The organism is Jannaschia sp. 2305UL9-9 (genome assembly GCF_041403465.1).
Taxonomy (GTDB): Bacteria; Pseudomonadota; Alphaproteobacteria; order Rhodobacterales; family Rhodobacteraceae; genus Jannaschia.
This window is the reverse complement of the sequence record NZ_JBGEHM010000001.1, coordinates 428,761-444,397: the sequence shown is the minus strand read 5'-3', so window position 1 is coordinate 444,397 and position 15,637 is coordinate 428,761. Positions and strand designations below refer to the sequence as shown.

The window sequence follows — 15,637 nt, the reverse complement described above, 5'->3', positions numbered from 1 at the left end:
CCCCCTTACAGTGAAATCAGATAGTTGACGCCTTGGGCCAGGACGGCCCCGGCGACGCCCATCACCGCCAGCCATAGCCGCCGCTCCAGCCGGTCAAGCGTCCCTTCGATCTGTTGCAATCGAAACGTCAGCGCGTCCCAACGTTCTTCCAATACCCGTTCGTTCGCTTCGATCCGTGCATTTGCCGCATCGAACGGAGCGTACAGAAATCGCGAACCACCGGCTTTCGGCCCACTCATGCGCCCTCCAACGGGGGAAGGCCCAGCATCCGCCGCTTTTCGTCCGGGGTCAGGAAATCGGCTTTGGCGATCCTGCCCCATTCCGCGTCCCGCTCCGCCTGAAGGGCGGGCACGCGGTCACGGTCCGCCTCGATCCGCAGCGTCTCACCTGCGTGCAGGCCCAGCCAGTGTGACAGCGCCTCGACCACCTTGCCCACCAGTGGCAGAACCGTAAGGCGATAGAACGCCCGGTTTGCCTCGACGTAGTTTGCATAGGTCGCGTCGCCGGGTATCCCCAGCATCATCGGCGGCACACCGAAGGCGGTCGCGATCTCCCGCGCGGCGGCTTCCTTGGTTTTCTGGAATTCCATGTCGCTGGGCGAAAAGCCCATCGGCTTCCAGTCAAGCCCCCCTTCCAGCAACATCGGCCGCCCGGCATTGCGCGCGCCCTGATGGTTGGCTTCCAACTCCATGCTCAGGCGATCGAACTGATCCGGCGACAACTCGGCCTCGCCCTGATGGACGATCGCACCGGACGGACGCGCCGCGTTGTCCAGCAAACCCTTCGACCACCGCGATGCGGCGTTGTGCACATCCACGGCACTTGCCGCCGCCTGCATTGGCGACAGGCCGTAATGATCGTCCTGCGGATGGAACGACCGGACATGGCAAACCGGGGACAGGTCAGCGACCTTGAACCGATGCGTCCGGCCTCCGACGGCATAATCATAGGCTACGGGCCAGCCATCTGTCCCCGGAACAACGGACATCCTGTCCGATCGCAGCACATGAAGCTCTGCCGGAAGGCCGCCATTACCAACCGCCTCGACATACGCGTCGCCCGACAACAGCAGCTGACCAAACAGCGCCTCGAACCACTCGGCCCGCCCCTGCGCCCCATTCGGACGCCCGATCAGGTCGAGAACAGGATGCACGTCGAACCGTGCGCGCCCGTCTCCACACACCAGGGGCACAGCGGCCGCTGCCTCGGCGATCAACTTGACCGCCCGAAAGCCGACCGGGTTTCCGCTGAACCCCGACCGGACCAGCGTTCCCGTATCACGCGGCGACCAGACCGACCGGCCCGCCGTGCCCCAGGCGACAACCCGTCCCGTGGCCGAGGCTTTCGCCTCCGCCGGGCCACCGTCCTTCTTGCCAAATCCGAACATCCCGCGTCCTTCCACATCTGCCCATGAAAAAGGGCGCCTCTGGGGGCGCCCGTCTCGTCCGTTTCAAAGAACCCGCATCCGCGGTCCCGTTCGCATGCGCGCCGGGTCCAGCATCGCCTCCCACATCGCCCAGACCAGCGCATCGACCCGGTCCGGCGATCCGCGGCCCTGAAACCCCGTGGTTCCCATGCGGCACATCTGATCCTCCAGCCGGGACAGGCCGCGCCCGTGACGCACCCGTCCCTGCTCGTACAAGGCCGCAACCGGTTCGGCGCGCACGCCTTTCGCCTGCCGCGCCGTGACCTTGCGATAGGACACAAGCGGCGCGACCTGCCGCAAGACGGCTTCAATCATTTCACCGCCTTGGTTGCCTTCCGCGACCACGCGATGCGCGTTGTGCCGGGCATAGGCATCGGCGACCGCTTCGGCCCATTCGGTGGGCGACGCGGCAGAGACGCTGGCGTCCTCGATCACCCAGGCCCGCCAATCCTTGGGCGCCCCTTTCGTGACGGCGCCGACGACGACGATCCCCGTTTCATCCGATGCGCCGCCCGAAGTGACGGCCGGATCCACCCCGACGATCACCCGGTCAAACGCCTCGGGCATCTTGTCGACCCGGATGCCGTCCAACCCGCTCGTGGTCCAGAACGCGCCCTCCATGTCCTCCAGCAGCATCCCGTCCAGTTCCTGACGCCCCAATCGCGTGCCCTCGTATCGCGCCCGCACTTCCTCCAGAAAGCCGCGCGCCAGATGAGCGCGGTTGGCTTCGGTCGGGGCGTGGGTCGACACCGTCGAGGGCCGCGCCAGCAGATCCTTGAGCACATCGACATTGCGCGGCGTCGTCGTGACGCACACCCGTGGATCGGACCCGAGGCGCAAACAGAATTGCAGGTTGTCCCATGTCTCCTGCCCCCTTTTCCACTTGGCCAGCTCATCGACCCATGCGGCGTCGAACTGCGGCCCCCGCAAGGCCTCGGGGTCATGGGCGGAAAACGCCTGCGCCTCCGCCCCGTTCTGCCAGACCAGCTTCCGCTGCCCAGCCTTCCAGATTGGCCTCCGGTCCGGCGGGGAACAGGCCAGAATCCCGCTGTCCCCCTCGATCATCACGTCCCGGACCTGTTCGTATGTCTCACCGACAAGCGCCACGCGCCGTGCGGCCCCTGCCTGTCGCGGACGCGCGCCCTCGACCTGACTGCGCACCCATTCGGCACCGGCGCGGGTTTTCCCCGCGCCGTGCCCCCCCAATATGACCCAGGTCCGCCAATCCCCTGCAGGGGGAACCTGGTGATCCAAGGCCCAGAAATCGAACAACCACGGCAAGGCCGCCAAGGCGTTGTCGCTCAGCCCGTCGATGAACCGGTCACGCTCCGCCTCGCTCAAGCAACAGATCGAGACGGCGCCGGACTTCAGCCCGCGCACCGGCCAGATCAAGCCCGTCTCCTTCGCTTGCGTCACGCCTGGCATCCGCCACCTTCCCTTCCTGTTCGACCGCCAACGTCACGGCCTTTGCAAGTTCGCGCTGCAACCGCAGCAGGTCGTCGGGTTTCAGCCCGTCGACCGGAGCCTGCTCCAGCTCCGCCACCTTGCGGTCCAATACATCCCGGAGCGTCTCCATGCTCCGCAGCGCCGATGCAGCGCGCGAGTCCAGCCGTTCCGAAACGTCGCTCCGGCCCGTCGTTTTGGTGTCAATCTTCACAAAGTCGCTCCCGTGCAGGTTTCCCCGGTCCGCACGACAGAAACGAAAAAGGCGCCAATCCGGGTCAGTCCCGTCTTCGCGCCTCGCCCATTTCTTCCAGCTTGACCTAAACATGATTTTGAGCGTTCGGTGGGTCAACTACCTATTTGACCAAGTTCAACATTTACTTTCACCTACCTGTTTTCAAACAATAATTTCAAAATTTCCCTGTGAAAATTATCTGTTTGACACGCGCTGATTTTTGTAGACTTGTCCGAAAAACAGGGATAGTGGCGCTGATCATCACAAATGATCGAACAGCAGATTTCCTCCGGTTCGAACCATCTTACTAGAGTAGAAACATGAAAAACCTTGCCCTCGCCCTCATCGCTGCGACCGCTTTCGTCGCCACTCCGGCGCTCGCTCAGCCGATCGTGCTGACCGACACCGCGGGCACCGGTCCGGTCATCATTCGCGGCAGCCGCGTGATCAGCGACGTCAAGCCGATCGACATGAACCTGACCCCCGTTCCCGGCAGCCGCTATGCCTACACGAACGATGCCGGTCAGATCGTGATTCAGGCTTCGCGCTTCAACTCGATCAACGTCACCAAGAACTGAACCCCGATCGATCCTACTGAAAAGGCGGCTTCGGCCGCCTTTTTTCGTTTCTGCCGTCGTGGTGGCCTGACAGATCCCGTGCCCATACCGCCTGTGGCACCGCACCTGAAAACCGCAAAAACCAGCCTTTATAATGGCTTGCAGCGCCAGGAATGGCCCCGCGCAAGATTCATCGCCAAGCTGTGGAACAAATCGACCTGCTCGAACCTTCTCTCTCCATACAGCGGCTGTCGCACAGAACAGTCAGCAACCAGAAGAAATGAGGTTCACAATGACCAATCGAATCCTTGCCGCCGCCACCGTGACGCTGTTCGCCGCAAGCCCCGCCGCCTTCGCCCAGGCCGTCGCGCCGATCGCATCGGGCGTCGTCTACGAAAACGGTGCCGTCACCACCGACAACGAACTGATCGACCGCGCCGCAATGGTCAGCCCGACGGACGCCGATGCCGTCCTCACCGACGCCGCCAGCCTCGACCCTGTCGTCATCCAGAACGGCGAAGTCGTGAGCTTGGCACAGCCCATCGACATGGACCTGACGCCGGTTGCCGGCACGAACTACGCGTTCACGAATGCCGCCGGTCAGGTTGTCATCATGGCGCCGAACTCCCGCGACATCGCGGTCGTCAAGCGCTGATCGCAGAACGACCTGCAAACAAAGGAAAGGGGCGGATCATCCGCCCCTTTTTTCGTGTCCGACATCAATTCGCGCTGGTTGCGTCCCGTGCGGCTTCGATCGCGCGCCATTCGGCAACGTTGCGGTTGTGTTCCGCAAGCGTCTCGGCAAAGGCATGCCCGCCCGTCCCGTCGGCCACGAAGAAGATGTAGTTCGTGTCCTCCGGATCCATCGCCGCGCGGATCGCCGCGGCGGACGGATTGGCGATCGGTCCCGGCGGCAGCCCATCGATCCGATAGGTGTTGTAGGGCGTTTCCCGGTCCAGTTCCGACCGGCGCAGACCACGCCCAAGCCCGCCCTGCCCGCGCGTGATGCCATAGATCACCGTCGGGTCCGTCTGCAGGCGCATGCCCTGGTTCAGACGGTTGATGAACACGCCGGACACCAGGCGCCTTTCTTCGGCGACACCGGTTTCCTTCTCGATGATCGACGCAAGGGTCAACGCCTCCTGCGGGGTTTCGATCGGCAGGCCGGGAACGCGATTGGCCCAGGCCTCCGCCAGCACCCGCTCCTGCGCGACACGCATCCGCTGAACCACATCGCCCGCGTCGGACCCGCGCGCCACGTCATAGGTGTCCGGCGCCAATGCCCCCTCCGGCGGAACCTCCAACGCGTCGGCCCCCTCAAGGAAATCGGCCGACTTCAGGCCTTCGATAACCTCCCACGACGTCAGACCGGGGGCGACCGACACGCGCCACGTGATCGGCACGCCGCTGTCGACAAGCGCGGTATACGCGTCGGGCACCGCATCGACGCCCGGCTCGAATGTCGCGACTTCAACCGCAGTTTCCTGACCCGGCACTCGCTCGCGCACACGCACCTCGGGTCCGCTCGCGCGCAGAAGGTAGGTGACGGTATACGGGAAAACCGAGGGCCCGCCCGCCGTGATGATATCCAGCACATCCGGCATCGTCGCACCGGCGGGAATCTCGTAGGTGCCGAACTTCAGTTCATCGTCCCGCTCGGCGTATTTCACGCCAAGGCGAAAGATGCTGTCCGAACTGACGATCCCCTTTTCCGCCAGATCCTCGCTGACCCGGTTCAGGGTGGCGCCGCGGGGCACCTCGAAGAACGTCGCCTCCGTCAATGGTCCCGTCTCGGCCCACCGTGTCTTGCCCAGTTGGATGACCCCCGCCAGACAGGCGATCAGCACGATCCCAAGGGTCAGGGCGTTGGCCGCGATATGTTTCCACATCAGAGGGTTCCAATCAGAAGTTAACGTGGCTTCGACATGATGAGCGTCGCGTTCGTACCGCCGAATCCGAAGGAGTTCGACAGCACGACATCGATCTTGCGCTTCTCGGCGGCGTTCGGCGCAAGCGACACCTTCGGCGATACCGCAGGGTTGTCGAGGTTCAGGGTCGGCGGTGCGACCTGATCGCGCAGCGCGAGGATACAGAAGATCGCCTCGACCGATCCGGCAGCCCCCAACAGGTGACCGATGGCCGATTTGGTCGACGACATCGTGACGTTCGGCGCGTGATCGCCCAACACCCGCTCGACGGCGCCCAGCTCGATGGTGTCGGCCATCGTCGAGGTGCCATGCGAATTGATGTAGTCGATCTGCCCCGGCTCCATCCCGGCATTCTTCAGCGCGGCGCGCATCGCCCGCTCACCACCTTCGCCATCCTCGGACGGGGCCGTGATGTGATAGGCGTCGCCGGACAGGCCATAGCCCCGGACTTCGGCATAGATCTTGGCTCCGCGCGCCTTCGCATGCTCGTATTCTTCCAGCACGATGACACCGGCCCCTTCGCCCATGACAAAACCGTCCCGGTCTTCGTCATAGGGACGCGAGGCCGCCTTGGGATCATCGCCGCGCTTGGTGGACAGGGCCTTGCAGGCGTTGAAGCCCGCGACACCAATCTCGGAGATCGGGCTTTCCGCGCCGCCCGCGACCATGACATCGGCATCGCCCAGCATGATCAGACGGGCCGCATCGCCGATGGCATGCGCGCCTGTCGAACAGGCCGTCACGACCGCGTGGTTCGGGCCCTTGAAGCCGTAGCGGATGCTGACCTGACCGGACACGAGGTTGATCAAAGCCGAGGGGATGAAGAACGGCGAAACGCGGCGCGGCCCCCGTTCCTTGAGCAGGACAGCCGTTTCCGCGATGGTCTGCAAACCACCGATGCCGGATCCGATCATCACGCCGGTGCGCAGCTTGCCTTCCTCGCCGGGGGTCCAGCCGCTGTCCTCGACGGCCTGAACCGCCGCGGCCATCCCGTACAGGATGAAGTCATCGACCTTGCGCTGTTCCTTCGGCGCCATCCAGTCGTCGGGGTTGAAGGTCCCGTCCGTCCCGTCGCCGCGCGGTATCTCGCAGGCGTAGGTGGTGGACAGGTGGCTGGCGTCGAAGCGGGAAATGGTTCCCGCGCCGGACTGCCCGTCAATCAGAAGTCGCCACGTCTCCTCGACGCCGCAGGCAAGCGGCGTCACCATTCCCAGTCCTGTCACGACAACTCGGCGCAATTCCATCGGTGCAATCTCCCGGCATTTGGCGCCTGATACGACGCACAGTCGACCGGGGGCAAGGTGCTGACACGGTCAGTCTCGGATTGGCGCTAGCGGCCCTCGAAACTGGCCGGGCGCTTCTCCAGAAAGGCCAGGACGCCTTCCTTGAAATCGCGGGTCTGTCCGGCCTGCCCCTGCAATTGCGCCTCCAACGCCAGCTGATCGTCCAGCGTATTGTCGAAACTGCCCCGAATGGCCGTCTTGACGGCCGCGTAGGCGAGGGACGGCCCCGAGGCAAGGTGTCGCGCACGCTCGTTCCAGACCTCGGCAAAGCGGTCGTCGGCCACGGCCTCCCAGATCATGCCCCAGTCGCTCGCCTGCTGCGCCGTGACGGGTTCGGCGAACAGAGCGGCCCCCATCGCCTTGGCCGTGCCGATCTGACGCGGCAACCAATAGGTGCCGCCCGCATCGGGGATCAGGCCGATGCGGGTAAACGCCTGCAGGAAGACCGCGCTCTGCGTCGCGATCACGACGTCGCAGGCCAGCGCAAGGTTCGCCCCGGCGCCCGCCGCCGGCCCGTTGACCGCGGCGATCGTCGGGATCTTGCAGTCGAAGATGGCGCGCAGCATCGGCTCATATTCGTCGCGCAGGGTGCGCTCCAGATTGAGGGTGTTCATGTTGGCCCGATCGCCCAGATCCTGCCCCGAGCAGAAGCATTTGCCCTTGCCGGTCATCACCAGAACGCGGGCGTTCGCCTCCGAATGCTTGACCGCATGCAGGATCTCGGCCCGCATCTGCGTCGACAGGGCATTCATCACGTCCGGACGGTTGAGTTGGAGCACGGCGATATCGTCGCGGATGCTCAGGCGGATCGTCTCATAGTCCATGGGCCACTCCCTCGTTTGCGCGACCCTAGGCCGGGTGGCCACGGGACGAAAGCACGACCTGACGGAACAATTCCCGTGCCCGCCTAGCCGTCGGACCTGTCGTCCAGCATCGCCTTGAGGCGCGCCTCCTCCTCCTCCGACAGGCCTGCCGCCTGCGGGGCGCGTTTCTGGCCCGACACGTGGGCGACGGCCACGCCGCCCCCCAGCAGCAACAGGGCAAGCGGCGCCCCCCAAAGCAGCAGGGTGGATCCCGTTGCCGGTGGGTTCAGCAGGACATATTCGCCATAACGATCCACGAGGTAGTCGATCACCTGCGCATCGGTATCGCCCGCCACCAGCCGTTCACGCACCAAAAGGCGCAGGTCGCGGGCCAGTTCGGCGTTGCTTTCGTCGATGCTCTCGTTGCGACAGACAAGACACCGCAGACCCTGCGACAGATCACGGGCCCGCGCCTCCAGCGCGGGATCGTCCAGCACCTCGTCAGGCAGAACGGCAAGGCCCGGCGTTGCCAGCAGGGCAAGGCAGGCGGCGGTCAGAAGCGCCCTCATTCCGCGGGCACCCCGGTGACAGGCGCGGCCTTCTTGCGCCGCGCGCCCCCCGCCACACGATAGCGGCGATCCATCAGGGAAACGATGCCGCCAAGCGCCATGATGATCGCGCCCCCCCAGATCCAGTTGGCGAAGGGTTTGATATAGACGCGCACGGCATAGCCACCGCCCTGTTGCGGATCACCGATCACGGCATAGACGTCGCGGGTGAACCCGCTGTCGATCCCGGCCTCGGTCGTGGGCATCTGTGCCACCGGATAGACACGCTTTTCCGGCAGCAGGACACCGATGTCCCGACCGCCCTCGAAGACGTGCATGCGCGCCATCGTCGAGATGTAGTTCGGTCCCTGAACTCGGCTGACATCCTCCAGCACGACTTCGTAGCGGCCAAGTTCCATCCGGTCGCCGATGTCCAGAACCTCGATCCCTTCCTGCTGCCACGCGGTCAGGCCGGCAACGCCGAAGATCGTGATGCCCAGCCCGCCATGGGCCAGTGCCTTGCCCCAATCGGCCCCCGGCAGGCGGCGCAGGCGTCCGATGCGGTCGGCCAAGGCCCCGCGCCCGGTCCGGGTCGCCAGATCGACGCCCGCACCGACCACCAGCCATACGCCAAGCGCCGCACCCAAGGGTCCGCCGAGCGAGTCGCCCGTCTGCATCGCCCAGACGAGTCCGGCAAGCGCCAGCGACAGGACGGCCACCGGCATGAGCTTGCGCCACAACGCGCCATTCCCGCGCTTCCACGGCAGGATGGAGCCGAGAGGCACCAGCGCCGCCAAGGCAATGACGAAGGGTGTGAAGGCGGCGTTGAAGAACGGCGGGCCGACCGACAGCTTCCGATCGAAGGCCACTTCGGCCACGAGGGGCCAGATCGTGCCGATGAATACCACGAAGCAGCTGACCGCCAGCAACAGGTTGTTGGCCACCAATGCCGATTCCCGCGACACGACGCCGAACACGCCCTTGGCCTGCATCGCAGGGGCGCGCAACGCATAGAGCAGCAGCGCGCCACCGGTAAAGATGCCGAGGATGGCAAGGATATAGACCCCGCGCTCCGGATCGTTGGCAAAGGCATGCACGGAGGTCAGGACACCGGAGCGCACGATGAAAGTGCCGACCAGCGAAAAGCCGAACGCAAGGATGGCGAGCAGGATCGTCCAGGCCTTCAAAGCCTCGCGCTTTTCGACCACGATGGCCGAGTGCAGCAGCGCCGCCGCGATCAGCCAGGGCATGAAGGACGCGTTCTCCACCGGATCCCAGAACCAGAACCCGCCCCAGCCAAGCTCGTAATACGCCCACCAGGAGCCGAGCGCGATGCCAATGGTCAGGAACAGCCAGGCGGCCAGCGTCCAGGGCCGCACCCAGCGGCCCCATGCGGCGTCGACGCGCCCTTCCAGAAGGGCCGCGACCGCGAAGCTGAAAGCCATGCTCAGGCCGACGTAGCCGAGATAGAGAAATGGTGGGTGAAACGCCAGGCCGGGGTCCTGCAGCAACGGGTTCAGGTCTTCGCCGTTGAACGGCGGCACGGCCAGACGCTCGAACGGGTTGGAGGTAAACAGGATGAACGCATAGAACGCCACGCCGACCGACGCCTGAACGCCAAGGACGCGCGCACGCAACGTCGTGGGCAGTTGCCCCCCGAACCACGCGGCAGCCGCCCCGAACAGCGCGAGAATCAGAACCCACAGCAACAGCGAGCCTTCGTGGTTCCCCCACACGCCGGACACCTTGTAGAGCATCGGCTTGTCGGTGTGAGAGTTCAGAACCACCAGCTTGAGCGAAAAGTCGGATGTCACGAAGGCATAGGTCAGCGCGGCAAAGCTGAACCCGACCAGCAGCACCTGAATCGTCGCGGCGGGCGACGCCATGGCCATCCAGCCGCTCCATCGGAAATGGGCCCCGACAAGCGGAACGACCGTCTGCGCGATGGCAACGGCAAAGGCGAGGATCAGGGCGAAGTGACCGAGTTCAATAATCATGGTCCGGGGTATAGACCCCGGACCGCAGTCCGCCAATGGGGTGCGGCGTCACGCCTGCATCACGTTGTTGTCCGACTGGCCAGCCATTCCGCCAGTGCCGGGTTGTCCGTGGCATCCGCCGCCCTTTCGACCGGGGCCGCATGCACCAGAACCTCGGCCACGCGCGGCGTTGTCGCCTGCGATGCGGCAACGGCCCGCGCCTCGGGGTCCATGGCCCCGGCGGGCGGCGCCCACGCCGAGACGGTGGTTGAATGCGCGCCGGGGGCTGCAGGCTCGGGGCGGCGCAGGTAATGCAATTCCCGCGCCCCGAAATAGAAGCTGACGATGGCCCCCAGCAGCCACCACAAGGGCTCCGGCACATAGGCCAGCCCTTCCATCCGCGCGGCGAATGCAGGGGGCGAGACCATTGCGAAGGTGAACAGGCCCAGCGTGCCAAGCGCCATCAACGGGCGTGGCAGCCGGTTCAACCCGTCGACGATGCTGTCGAACGGTCCGCGCATCTTGCGTGCGAACTCGGCCCCCAGTTGGTCAAGGGCCGCGCGATGGGCCGCATGTTCCAGCGATTGCATGGCGGTCGCATTCGGAACGAACACCTCCGACAGCTCCTTTGCCGCCGCCCCCAGCGAGGTCACGCCCCCTGCCCCGCGCACCAGATTCCCGATCATCCCCATGCTGCGACCCTCGCTTTGTGTTGATCCGCGCTCAGGTGAAACCGCGGGCTGATGAATTCCTCGGCGCGGGTGATCCAGCCACCCTTGCCCCCGTCCCGCCTGCGGGCATATTTGCGCGACGCGGCGCGCCTGTCCGCCAGGGCATAGTAGTAGTTGCGCCGCGCAATCCCGTAGGCATCGGCGATATGGTGGGGCGCGACATCCGCAGCGGCGCGGGCGGCGGCGATCGTCCTTGGGCCGATAACCCCATCCACGGCCACCCGCTGTCCCATGCGGTTCAGAAGCCTCTGAAGGATGCGCGCCGCATTGGCACCCGCATTGACGTACATGTCGAAGACCGAAGGCTGCAGAACCTCAGGCAAGTCCGACACGCGGGGGCGGTCGAAATAATGCTCGACGAAGATGTCCGTGGCCTTGGCGCGGGTCAGACGACGCACATCCCGGGCATCGACGATCCCGTTGCCATCCAGATCGAGGCCAAGGCGGCGCATCGTATGGATAGTGACGCCGTAATTCGTGGCCCCGCCCGGATCGTCGGGGTCATTCACATAGCCGCCCTCCCGGGCGACGATCTGTTCGGCAATGGACCTGACCGTCTGCATGGTCAGCCTCCCCTTTGATGGTTCAAGAGAAGGCGAAGGTTCGGTCGAGCGGTTAACGAAAAGTTAGGCGGACAGACGCGCGGACGCACCGGTTAAGCAAAGGTGAACGCGTGCCCCCGGCGCGCGGTCACTCATCGCGCCGCGCAACCAGATCGACCGAAACCTCGACGGCGAAACCCACGCTGCTCTCGTCCGGATAGGTCTCGCCCATGGCAAAGGTCCTGCGGTCCAGCGTCACGCCGCCCGACATGGTGGCCCGCCCCTCGTCCAGCGTCAGGGTGAATGGCAGGCTCAGCGGAACCTCGACCCCGCGCAGCGACAGCGTGCCCTCGGCGACATAGTTTTCCCCACCCGGCAAAAGGACGGCCTCGAACACGGCCTGCGGAAAGGCCTCGGAGGCAAGGAAATCCGCCCCCGTCGCCTGATCGCTGACTGATCCGAGGGTCAGCGACCCCGTCGCGACGGCAACCTCGACCGTGCCCAGCGACCCATCCGCACGCGGCGCCTCGTCGAAGGCGATCGCCGCCTGCCAGTCCGCGAAGGTCCCCGTGACCGCGCTGCCCAATTGCTGCACCGTGATGGCCAGCGTCCCCTCTTCCACGGTCCAGTCGGACGGGGCGCTGACGCTGGCCACACCTGTCGCGCTCGCCGTGGCCGGGTGCGGCGACAGCCACAGCCCCACACCAAGCGCCATAGCCCAGATCACGACGGCCCCGGCCAGGGGGGCCAGATGACGGCCAGCCCCCGTCAGCGGGCCGGGATCGACACCGCGCCACATCCGCTGAAAGGTCGAATCCCTGTCGACCCAGCTGTGCTTGATCGTGCCGACGATGTGCAACAGCAGTGCCGCCACCATCACGCGTTCGAACACCATGTGCAGGGTGGCCAGGGTGGCCGACAGGTCGGCATCCTTTGGCAGGAACGGCAGGGATTGCCCGAAAGGCCACAGGATCGGCGCGAACCCTTCGGACGTCGCGTGATGCGCCCAGCCCAGCAATGGCACGAGGACCAGTGATCCATACAAAAGCCAGTGCACCAGCGACGCCAGCGCCGTTTCCGCACGCCTTTCCGGATGCAGCGCCGCCGGCCGCGGCTGGCTCGCGGCCCATAGAATGCGCGCAAGGGCAACGAAGAAGATCGTCACGCCCACCGTCTTGTGCAGGGAAAACAGCATTGCCTTGCGCGCAAGGGCCGCATCTGTGTCGAACGCCATGTCATGCGCGATGACGCCAAGCGCGATGGCCGTCGGGATCAGCAGGGCAATGGCCCAATGGAATCCACGTTCGACCCATCCATAGGCAGATGTCGTGTTCGTCGCGGCCGTGCGGCGCGCGGGCGGTGTCTGGACGGTCATCGGCGTCTCTCCGAAAGGTGGCATGGCGGTTCCGACCGACCATAGCAGCCGGACGCGCAATCCATAGACCAACCTGCGCACAGGCCCCCTGCGCAAAGGTCACCTGGCGGGCAAACCGACGGGCGTGCCCACCCCCGGTCCGGGTCTGTTCAGGCCTCTGCGCGACAGGCTCGGACTTGAGGCGCAGGCCGCCGCGGCGTAAGGGGGCGGTCAGCAATTCACGGGAGGGGTCATGACCCGCGCATTCGTTTTCCCGGGCCAGGGGGCCCAGACCATCGGCATGGGGCGTGATCTTGCCGAAACCTATCCAGCTGCGCGCGCCGTCTTCGATGCGGTCGATACGGCCTTGGGCGAAGACCTGTCCGGCCTGATCTGGTCGGGCGAGGCCGCCGACCTGCAACTGACCCGCAACGCGCAACCCGCGCTGATGGCGACATCCATCGCCGCGCTGCGCGCGCTGGAGGCCGAGGGCGTCGAGGTCGCGCGCGACGCGGCTTTCGTCGCGGGTCATTCGCTGGGCGAATATACGGCCCTCGTGGCCGCTGGCGCGCTGGACCTCGGGGATGCGGCCCGCCTGCTGCGGATCCGCGGCGATGCGATGCAGGCGGCGGTGCCCGTCGGCGTCGGCGCGATGGCGGCCCTGCTGGGGATGGGATTCGATGACGCCCAGTCCGTCGCGCAGGAGGCATCGCAGGGTCAGGTCTGTCAGGCCGCGAACGACAACGACCCGACGCAGGTCGTGATTTCCGGTCACAAGGATGCGGTCGAGCGTGCGCTGGTCATCGCCAAGGAACGTGGCGCCAAGCGTGCGATGCTGTTGCCCGTGTCGGCCCCCTTCCATTGCGACCTGATGGAACCGGCGGCCCGCGTCATGGCCAACGCGCTGGACGACGTGGACCTGAATGCGCCTGTCGTGCCCCTGATGGCCAATGTCACCGCGACCCCGGTGCAGGACCCGACGCGCATCCGGTCGCTGCTGGTGGATCAGGTCACCGGCTCCGTCCGCTGGCGGGAAAGCGTGCAGGCGATGGCCGAGGCCGGCGTGACCGAGATCTGGGAAATCGGTGCGGGCAAGGCCCTGTCCGGAATGGTACGCCGCATCGACAAGACGATTGCCTGCCGTGCGATCGGACAGGCGGCCGACGTGACCGATGCACGAAATTCACTTGAAGAAAGCCTCTGATATGTTTGATCTGACTGGTAAATCCGCCCTCGTCACTGGCGCATCCGGTGGTATCGGCGCCGAAATCGCGCGCACGTTGCATGGGGCCGGGGCAACCGTCGGCCTGTCGGGCACGCGCGTCGACCCGCTTCAGGCACTGGCCGACGAACTGGGCGACCGCGCCCATGTCCTGCCGTGCAACCTTGGCGACGCAGATGCCGTGAACGCCCTGCCCAAGCAGGCGACCGAAGCAATGGGATCCGTCGACATTCTGGTGAACAACGCCGGGATCACCCGCGACAACCTGTTCATGCGCATGTCGGAGGACGAGTGGCTGGACGTCCTGAACGTCAACCTGACCAGCGCATTCCGCCTGTCGAAAGGCGTCATGCGCGGGATGATGAAGGCGCGCTGGGGCCGGATCGTCAACATATCCTCGATCGTGGGTGCAACCGGCAATCCGGGTCAGGCGAACTATGCCGCGTCCAAGGCGGGCATGGTCGGCATGGCCAAGTCGCTGGCCTACGAGGTCGCCTCGCGCGGCATCACGGTGAACGCGGTCGCCCCCGGCTTCATTGCCACGGCCATGACCGACAAGCTGACCGACGACCAGAAGGACAAGATCAACGTGCAGATCCCGGCGGGCCGCATGGGCACCCCGGCCGAGATCGCGGCGGCCACGCTTTATCTGGCGTCGCCCGAGGCGGCCTATGTCACCGGCACCGTCCTGCACGTCAACGGCGGGATGGCTATGCTGTGAGGCGGAACATCCCCTCAGGCAGCTACCTGGAGCCGATCATGGGCTTCAGCCGGGCCGTGCGCGTGGGCAACCACGTCGCGGTTGCGGGCACCGGCCCGATCGGGACGGAGGCGACGGATACCTATGGCCAGCTGGTCCGCTGTTTCGAGATCACGCGCACCGCGCTGGAGGAGGCGGGCGCCTCCATGCAGGACGTGGTGCGCACCCGTATCCTGCTGACAGACATAGCCGACTGGCAGGAAGCGGCCCGCGCCCACGGCGAGGTCTTCCGCGACATCCGCCCCGTCATCACCGTCATGCAGGTCAGCGCCTTCGTCGACCCGGCCTGGCGTGTGGAAACCGAGGTGGATGCCATCATCGGCACGGCGGCGCCCGCCGCCTGACAAAGGATTTGCCATCCCCGCCCCCCATGATATAGGCGGCGCACAAATCGGGGGGCTTGAACGGTCGCCCGGCGTTCACACCTACGTGAGCGGCCCCGCTTATAAGGGCACAGGGACATCGAAACGGCCGTAGATGGCCACCGAAGTGAGGTAGAGACATGAGCGACATCGAGGACCGCGTCCGCAAGAAAGTCGTAGAGCATCTGGGCGTCGAAGAAGACAAGGTCGTTCCGAACGCCTCGTTCATCGACGATCTGGGCGCAGACTCGCTCGACACCGTCGAGCTGGTCATGGCATTCGAGGAAGAGTTCGGGATCGAGATCCCCGATGACGCCGCCGAGTCCATCCAGACGTTCGGTGACGCAGTCGACTTCATCTCGAAGAACGTCTGATCGCCTTACCGGCTTTCGCGAAATGATCGGGCGCCCCGCGGGGCGCCTTTTTCGTTGCCCGTCCGGCAGGGCGTGTCTTGATACCGCCTGTCG

General features: G+C 65.5%; 18 protein-coding genes. 6 read left to right on the top strand and 12 right to left on the bottom strand.

The annotated features are described in order from the left end of the window. Positions 1-5: 5 nt before the first annotated feature. The 4 genes from V6N07_RS02190 to V6N07_RS02175 form a co-directional block, all read right to left on the bottom strand. Positions 6-239, bottom strand: a complete 234-nt coding sequence (locus V6N07_RS02190) for a hypothetical protein (RefSeq protein WP_371153678.1) — start codon at positions 237-239, stop codon at positions 6-8. Then, positions 236-1,387, bottom strand: coding sequence for a phage portal protein (locus V6N07_RS02185; RefSeq protein ID WP_371153677.1), 1,152 nt, complete (start codon positions 1,385-1,387; stop codon positions 236-238). The genes V6N07_RS02190 and V6N07_RS02185 overlap by 4 nt, the downstream gene beginning before the upstream one ends. Before the next feature lie 63 nt (positions 1,388-1,450). Then, on the bottom strand, positions 1,451-2,851 hold the full coding sequence (locus V6N07_RS02180) for a DNA-packaging protein (protein WP_371153675.1): 1,401 nt from the start codon (positions 2,849-2,851) through the stop codon (positions 1,451-1,453). Then, complete coding sequence (locus V6N07_RS02175) at positions 2,748-3,083, bottom strand: hypothetical protein (RefSeq protein WP_371153674.1); 336 nt, start codon at positions 3,081-3,083, stop codon at positions 2,748-2,750. Before V6N07_RS02175 ends, V6N07_RS02180 begins: the two co-directional genes overlap by 104 nt. A 341-nt stretch (positions 3,084-3,424) precedes the next feature. Between V6N07_RS02175 and V6N07_RS02170 the strand changes: the two genes are divergently transcribed. Then, positions 3,425-3,682, top strand: a complete 258-nt coding sequence (locus V6N07_RS02170) for a hypothetical protein (RefSeq protein ID WP_371153673.1) — start codon at positions 3,425-3,427, stop codon at positions 3,680-3,682. Positions 3,683-3,953: 271 nt separating this feature from the next. Continuing rightward, a complete protein-coding gene (locus V6N07_RS02165; protein ID WP_371153672.1) occupies positions 3,954-4,316 on the top strand; it encodes a hypothetical protein in 363 nt (120 codons plus the stop codon). Between the two features lie 64 nt (positions 4,317-4,380). Here the strand turns inward: V6N07_RS02165 and mltG are convergent, their stop codons facing one another. The 8 genes from mltG to V6N07_RS02125 form a co-directional block, all read right to left on the bottom strand. Further along, positions 4,381-5,550, bottom strand: a complete 1,170-nt coding sequence (mltG, locus tag V6N07_RS02160; protein WP_371153671.1) for an endolytic transglycosylase MltG — start codon at positions 5,548-5,550, stop codon at positions 4,381-4,383. A 20-nt stretch (positions 5,551-5,570) separates the two neighbouring features. Continuing rightward, on the bottom strand, positions 5,571-6,827 hold the full coding sequence (gene fabF, locus V6N07_RS02155; protein WP_371155369.1) for a beta-ketoacyl-ACP synthase II: 1,257 nt from the start codon (positions 6,825-6,827) through the stop codon (positions 5,571-5,573). Positions 6,828-6,919: 92 nt separating this feature from the next. Further along, positions 6,920-7,696 carry an enoyl-CoA hydratase-related protein gene (locus V6N07_RS02150; protein WP_371153670.1) on the bottom strand — a complete coding sequence of 259 codons (777 nt, stop codon included), beginning with the start codon at positions 7,694-7,696 and terminating at the stop codon, positions 6,920-6,922. A gap of 83 nt (positions 7,697-7,779) precedes the next feature. Continuing rightward, a complete protein-coding gene (locus V6N07_RS02145; protein WP_371153668.1) occupies positions 7,780-8,244 on the bottom strand; it encodes a cytochrome c-type biogenesis protein CcmH in 465 nt (154 codons plus the stop codon). Then, on the bottom strand, positions 8,241-10,220 hold the full coding sequence (locus V6N07_RS02140; RefSeq protein ID WP_371153666.1) for a heme lyase CcmF/NrfE family subunit: 1,980 nt from the start codon (positions 10,218-10,220) through the stop codon (positions 8,241-8,243). The genes V6N07_RS02145 and V6N07_RS02140 overlap by 4 nt, the downstream gene beginning before the upstream one ends. Positions 10,221-10,279: 59 nt before the next feature. Further along, positions 10,280-10,885 carry a holin family protein gene (locus V6N07_RS02135; protein ID WP_371153664.1) on the bottom strand — a complete coding sequence of 202 codons (606 nt, stop codon included), beginning with the start codon at positions 10,883-10,885 and terminating at the stop codon, positions 10,280-10,282. Continuing rightward, entirely contained in the window at positions 10,882-11,493 is a 612-nt protein-coding gene (locus V6N07_RS02130; protein ID WP_371153663.1) for a holin-associated N-acetylmuramidase, read from the bottom strand. Before V6N07_RS02130 ends, V6N07_RS02135 begins: the two co-directional genes overlap by 4 nt. A gap of 127 nt (positions 11,494-11,620) precedes the next feature. After that, positions 11,621-12,847: a cytochrome b/b6 domain-containing protein gene (locus V6N07_RS02125; RefSeq protein WP_371153662.1), complete on the bottom strand. Its 1,227-nt coding sequence runs from the start codon at positions 12,845-12,847 to the stop codon at positions 11,621-11,623. A 232-nt stretch (positions 12,848-13,079) separates the two neighbouring features. On the opposite strand from V6N07_RS02125, the gene fabD reads away from it, so the two are divergent. The 4 genes from fabD to V6N07_RS02105 all read left to right on the top strand — a co-directional run bounded on the left by fabD (position 13,080) and on the right by V6N07_RS02105 (position 15,544). Beyond that, positions 13,080-14,030, top strand: a complete 951-nt coding sequence (gene fabD, locus V6N07_RS02120; RefSeq protein ID WP_371153661.1) for an ACP S-malonyltransferase — start codon at positions 13,080-13,082, stop codon at positions 14,028-14,030. A 1-nt stretch (position 14,031) separates the two neighbouring features. After that, positions 14,032-14,769 carry a 3-oxoacyl-[acyl-carrier-protein] reductase gene (fabG, locus tag V6N07_RS02115; protein WP_371153659.1) on the top strand — a complete coding sequence of 246 codons (738 nt, stop codon included), beginning with the start codon at positions 14,032-14,034 and terminating at the stop codon, positions 14,767-14,769. Further along, positions 14,766-15,152: a RidA family protein gene (locus V6N07_RS02110; protein WP_371153657.1), complete on the top strand. Its 387-nt coding sequence runs from the start codon at positions 14,766-14,768 to the stop codon at positions 15,150-15,152. Before fabG ends, V6N07_RS02110 begins: the two co-directional genes overlap by 4 nt. 158 nt (positions 15,153-15,310) lie before the next feature. Next, positions 15,311-15,544: an acyl carrier protein gene (locus V6N07_RS02105; RefSeq protein ID WP_371153656.1), complete on the top strand. Its 234-nt coding sequence runs from the start codon at positions 15,311-15,313 to the stop codon at positions 15,542-15,544. Positions 15,545-15,637: the final 93 nt, after the last annotated feature.

What these genes read in the sequence shown, in the direction of transcription:
- V6N07_RS02190 (WP_371153678.1), bottom strand. Translation starts at nt 239, where the DNA reads ATGAGTGGGCCGAAAGCCGGTGGTTCGCGATTTCTGTACGCTCCGTTC.
- V6N07_RS02185 (WP_371153677.1), bottom strand. Translation starts at nt 1,387, where the DNA reads ATGTTCGGATTTGGCAAGAAGGACGGTGGCCCGGCGGAGGCGAAAGCC.
- V6N07_RS02180 (WP_371153675.1), bottom strand. Translation starts at nt 2,851, where the DNA reads ATGCCAGGCGTGACGCAAGCGAAGGAGACGGGCTTGATCTGGCCGGTG.
- V6N07_RS02170 (WP_371153673.1), top strand. Translation starts at nt 3,425, where the DNA reads ATGAAAAACCTTGCCCTCGCCCTCATCGCTGCGACCGCTTTCGTCGCC.
- V6N07_RS02165 (WP_371153672.1), top strand. Translation starts at nt 3,954, where the DNA reads ATGACCAATCGAATCCTTGCCGCCGCCACCGTGACGCTGTTCGCCGCA.
- mltG (WP_371153671.1), bottom strand. Translation starts at nt 5,550, where the DNA reads ATGTGGAAACATATCGCGGCCAACGCCCTGACCCTTGGGATCGTGCTG.
- V6N07_RS02150 (WP_371153670.1), bottom strand. Translation starts at nt 7,696, where the DNA reads ATGGACTATGAGACGATCCGCCTGAGCATCCGCGACGATATCGCCGTG.
- V6N07_RS02145 (WP_371153668.1), bottom strand. Translation starts at nt 8,244, where the DNA reads ATGAGGGCGCTTCTGACCGCCGCCTGCCTTGCCCTGCTGGCAACGCCG.
- V6N07_RS02140 (WP_371153666.1), bottom strand. Translation starts at nt 10,220, where the DNA reads ATGATTATTGAACTCGGTCACTTCGCCCTGATCCTCGCCTTTGCCGTT.
- V6N07_RS02135 (WP_371153664.1), bottom strand. Translation starts at nt 10,885, where the DNA reads ATGATCGGGAATCTGGTGCGCGGGGCAGGGGGCGTGACCTCGCTGGGG.
- V6N07_RS02130 (WP_371153663.1), bottom strand. Translation starts at nt 11,493, where the DNA reads ATGCAGACGGTCAGGTCCATTGCCGAACAGATCGTCGCCCGGGAGGGC.
- V6N07_RS02125 (WP_371153662.1), bottom strand. Translation starts at nt 12,847, where the DNA reads ATGACCGTCCAGACACCGCCCGCGCGCCGCACGGCCGCGACGAACACG.
- fabD (WP_371153661.1), top strand. Translation starts at nt 13,080, where the DNA reads ATGACCCGCGCATTCGTTTTCCCGGGCCAGGGGGCCCAGACCATCGGC.
- fabG (WP_371153659.1), top strand. Translation starts at nt 14,032, where the DNA reads ATGTTTGATCTGACTGGTAAATCCGCCCTCGTCACTGGCGCATCCGGT.
- V6N07_RS02105 (WP_371153656.1), top strand. Translation starts at nt 15,311, where the DNA reads ATGAGCGACATCGAGGACCGCGTCCGCAAGAAAGTCGTAGAGCATCTG.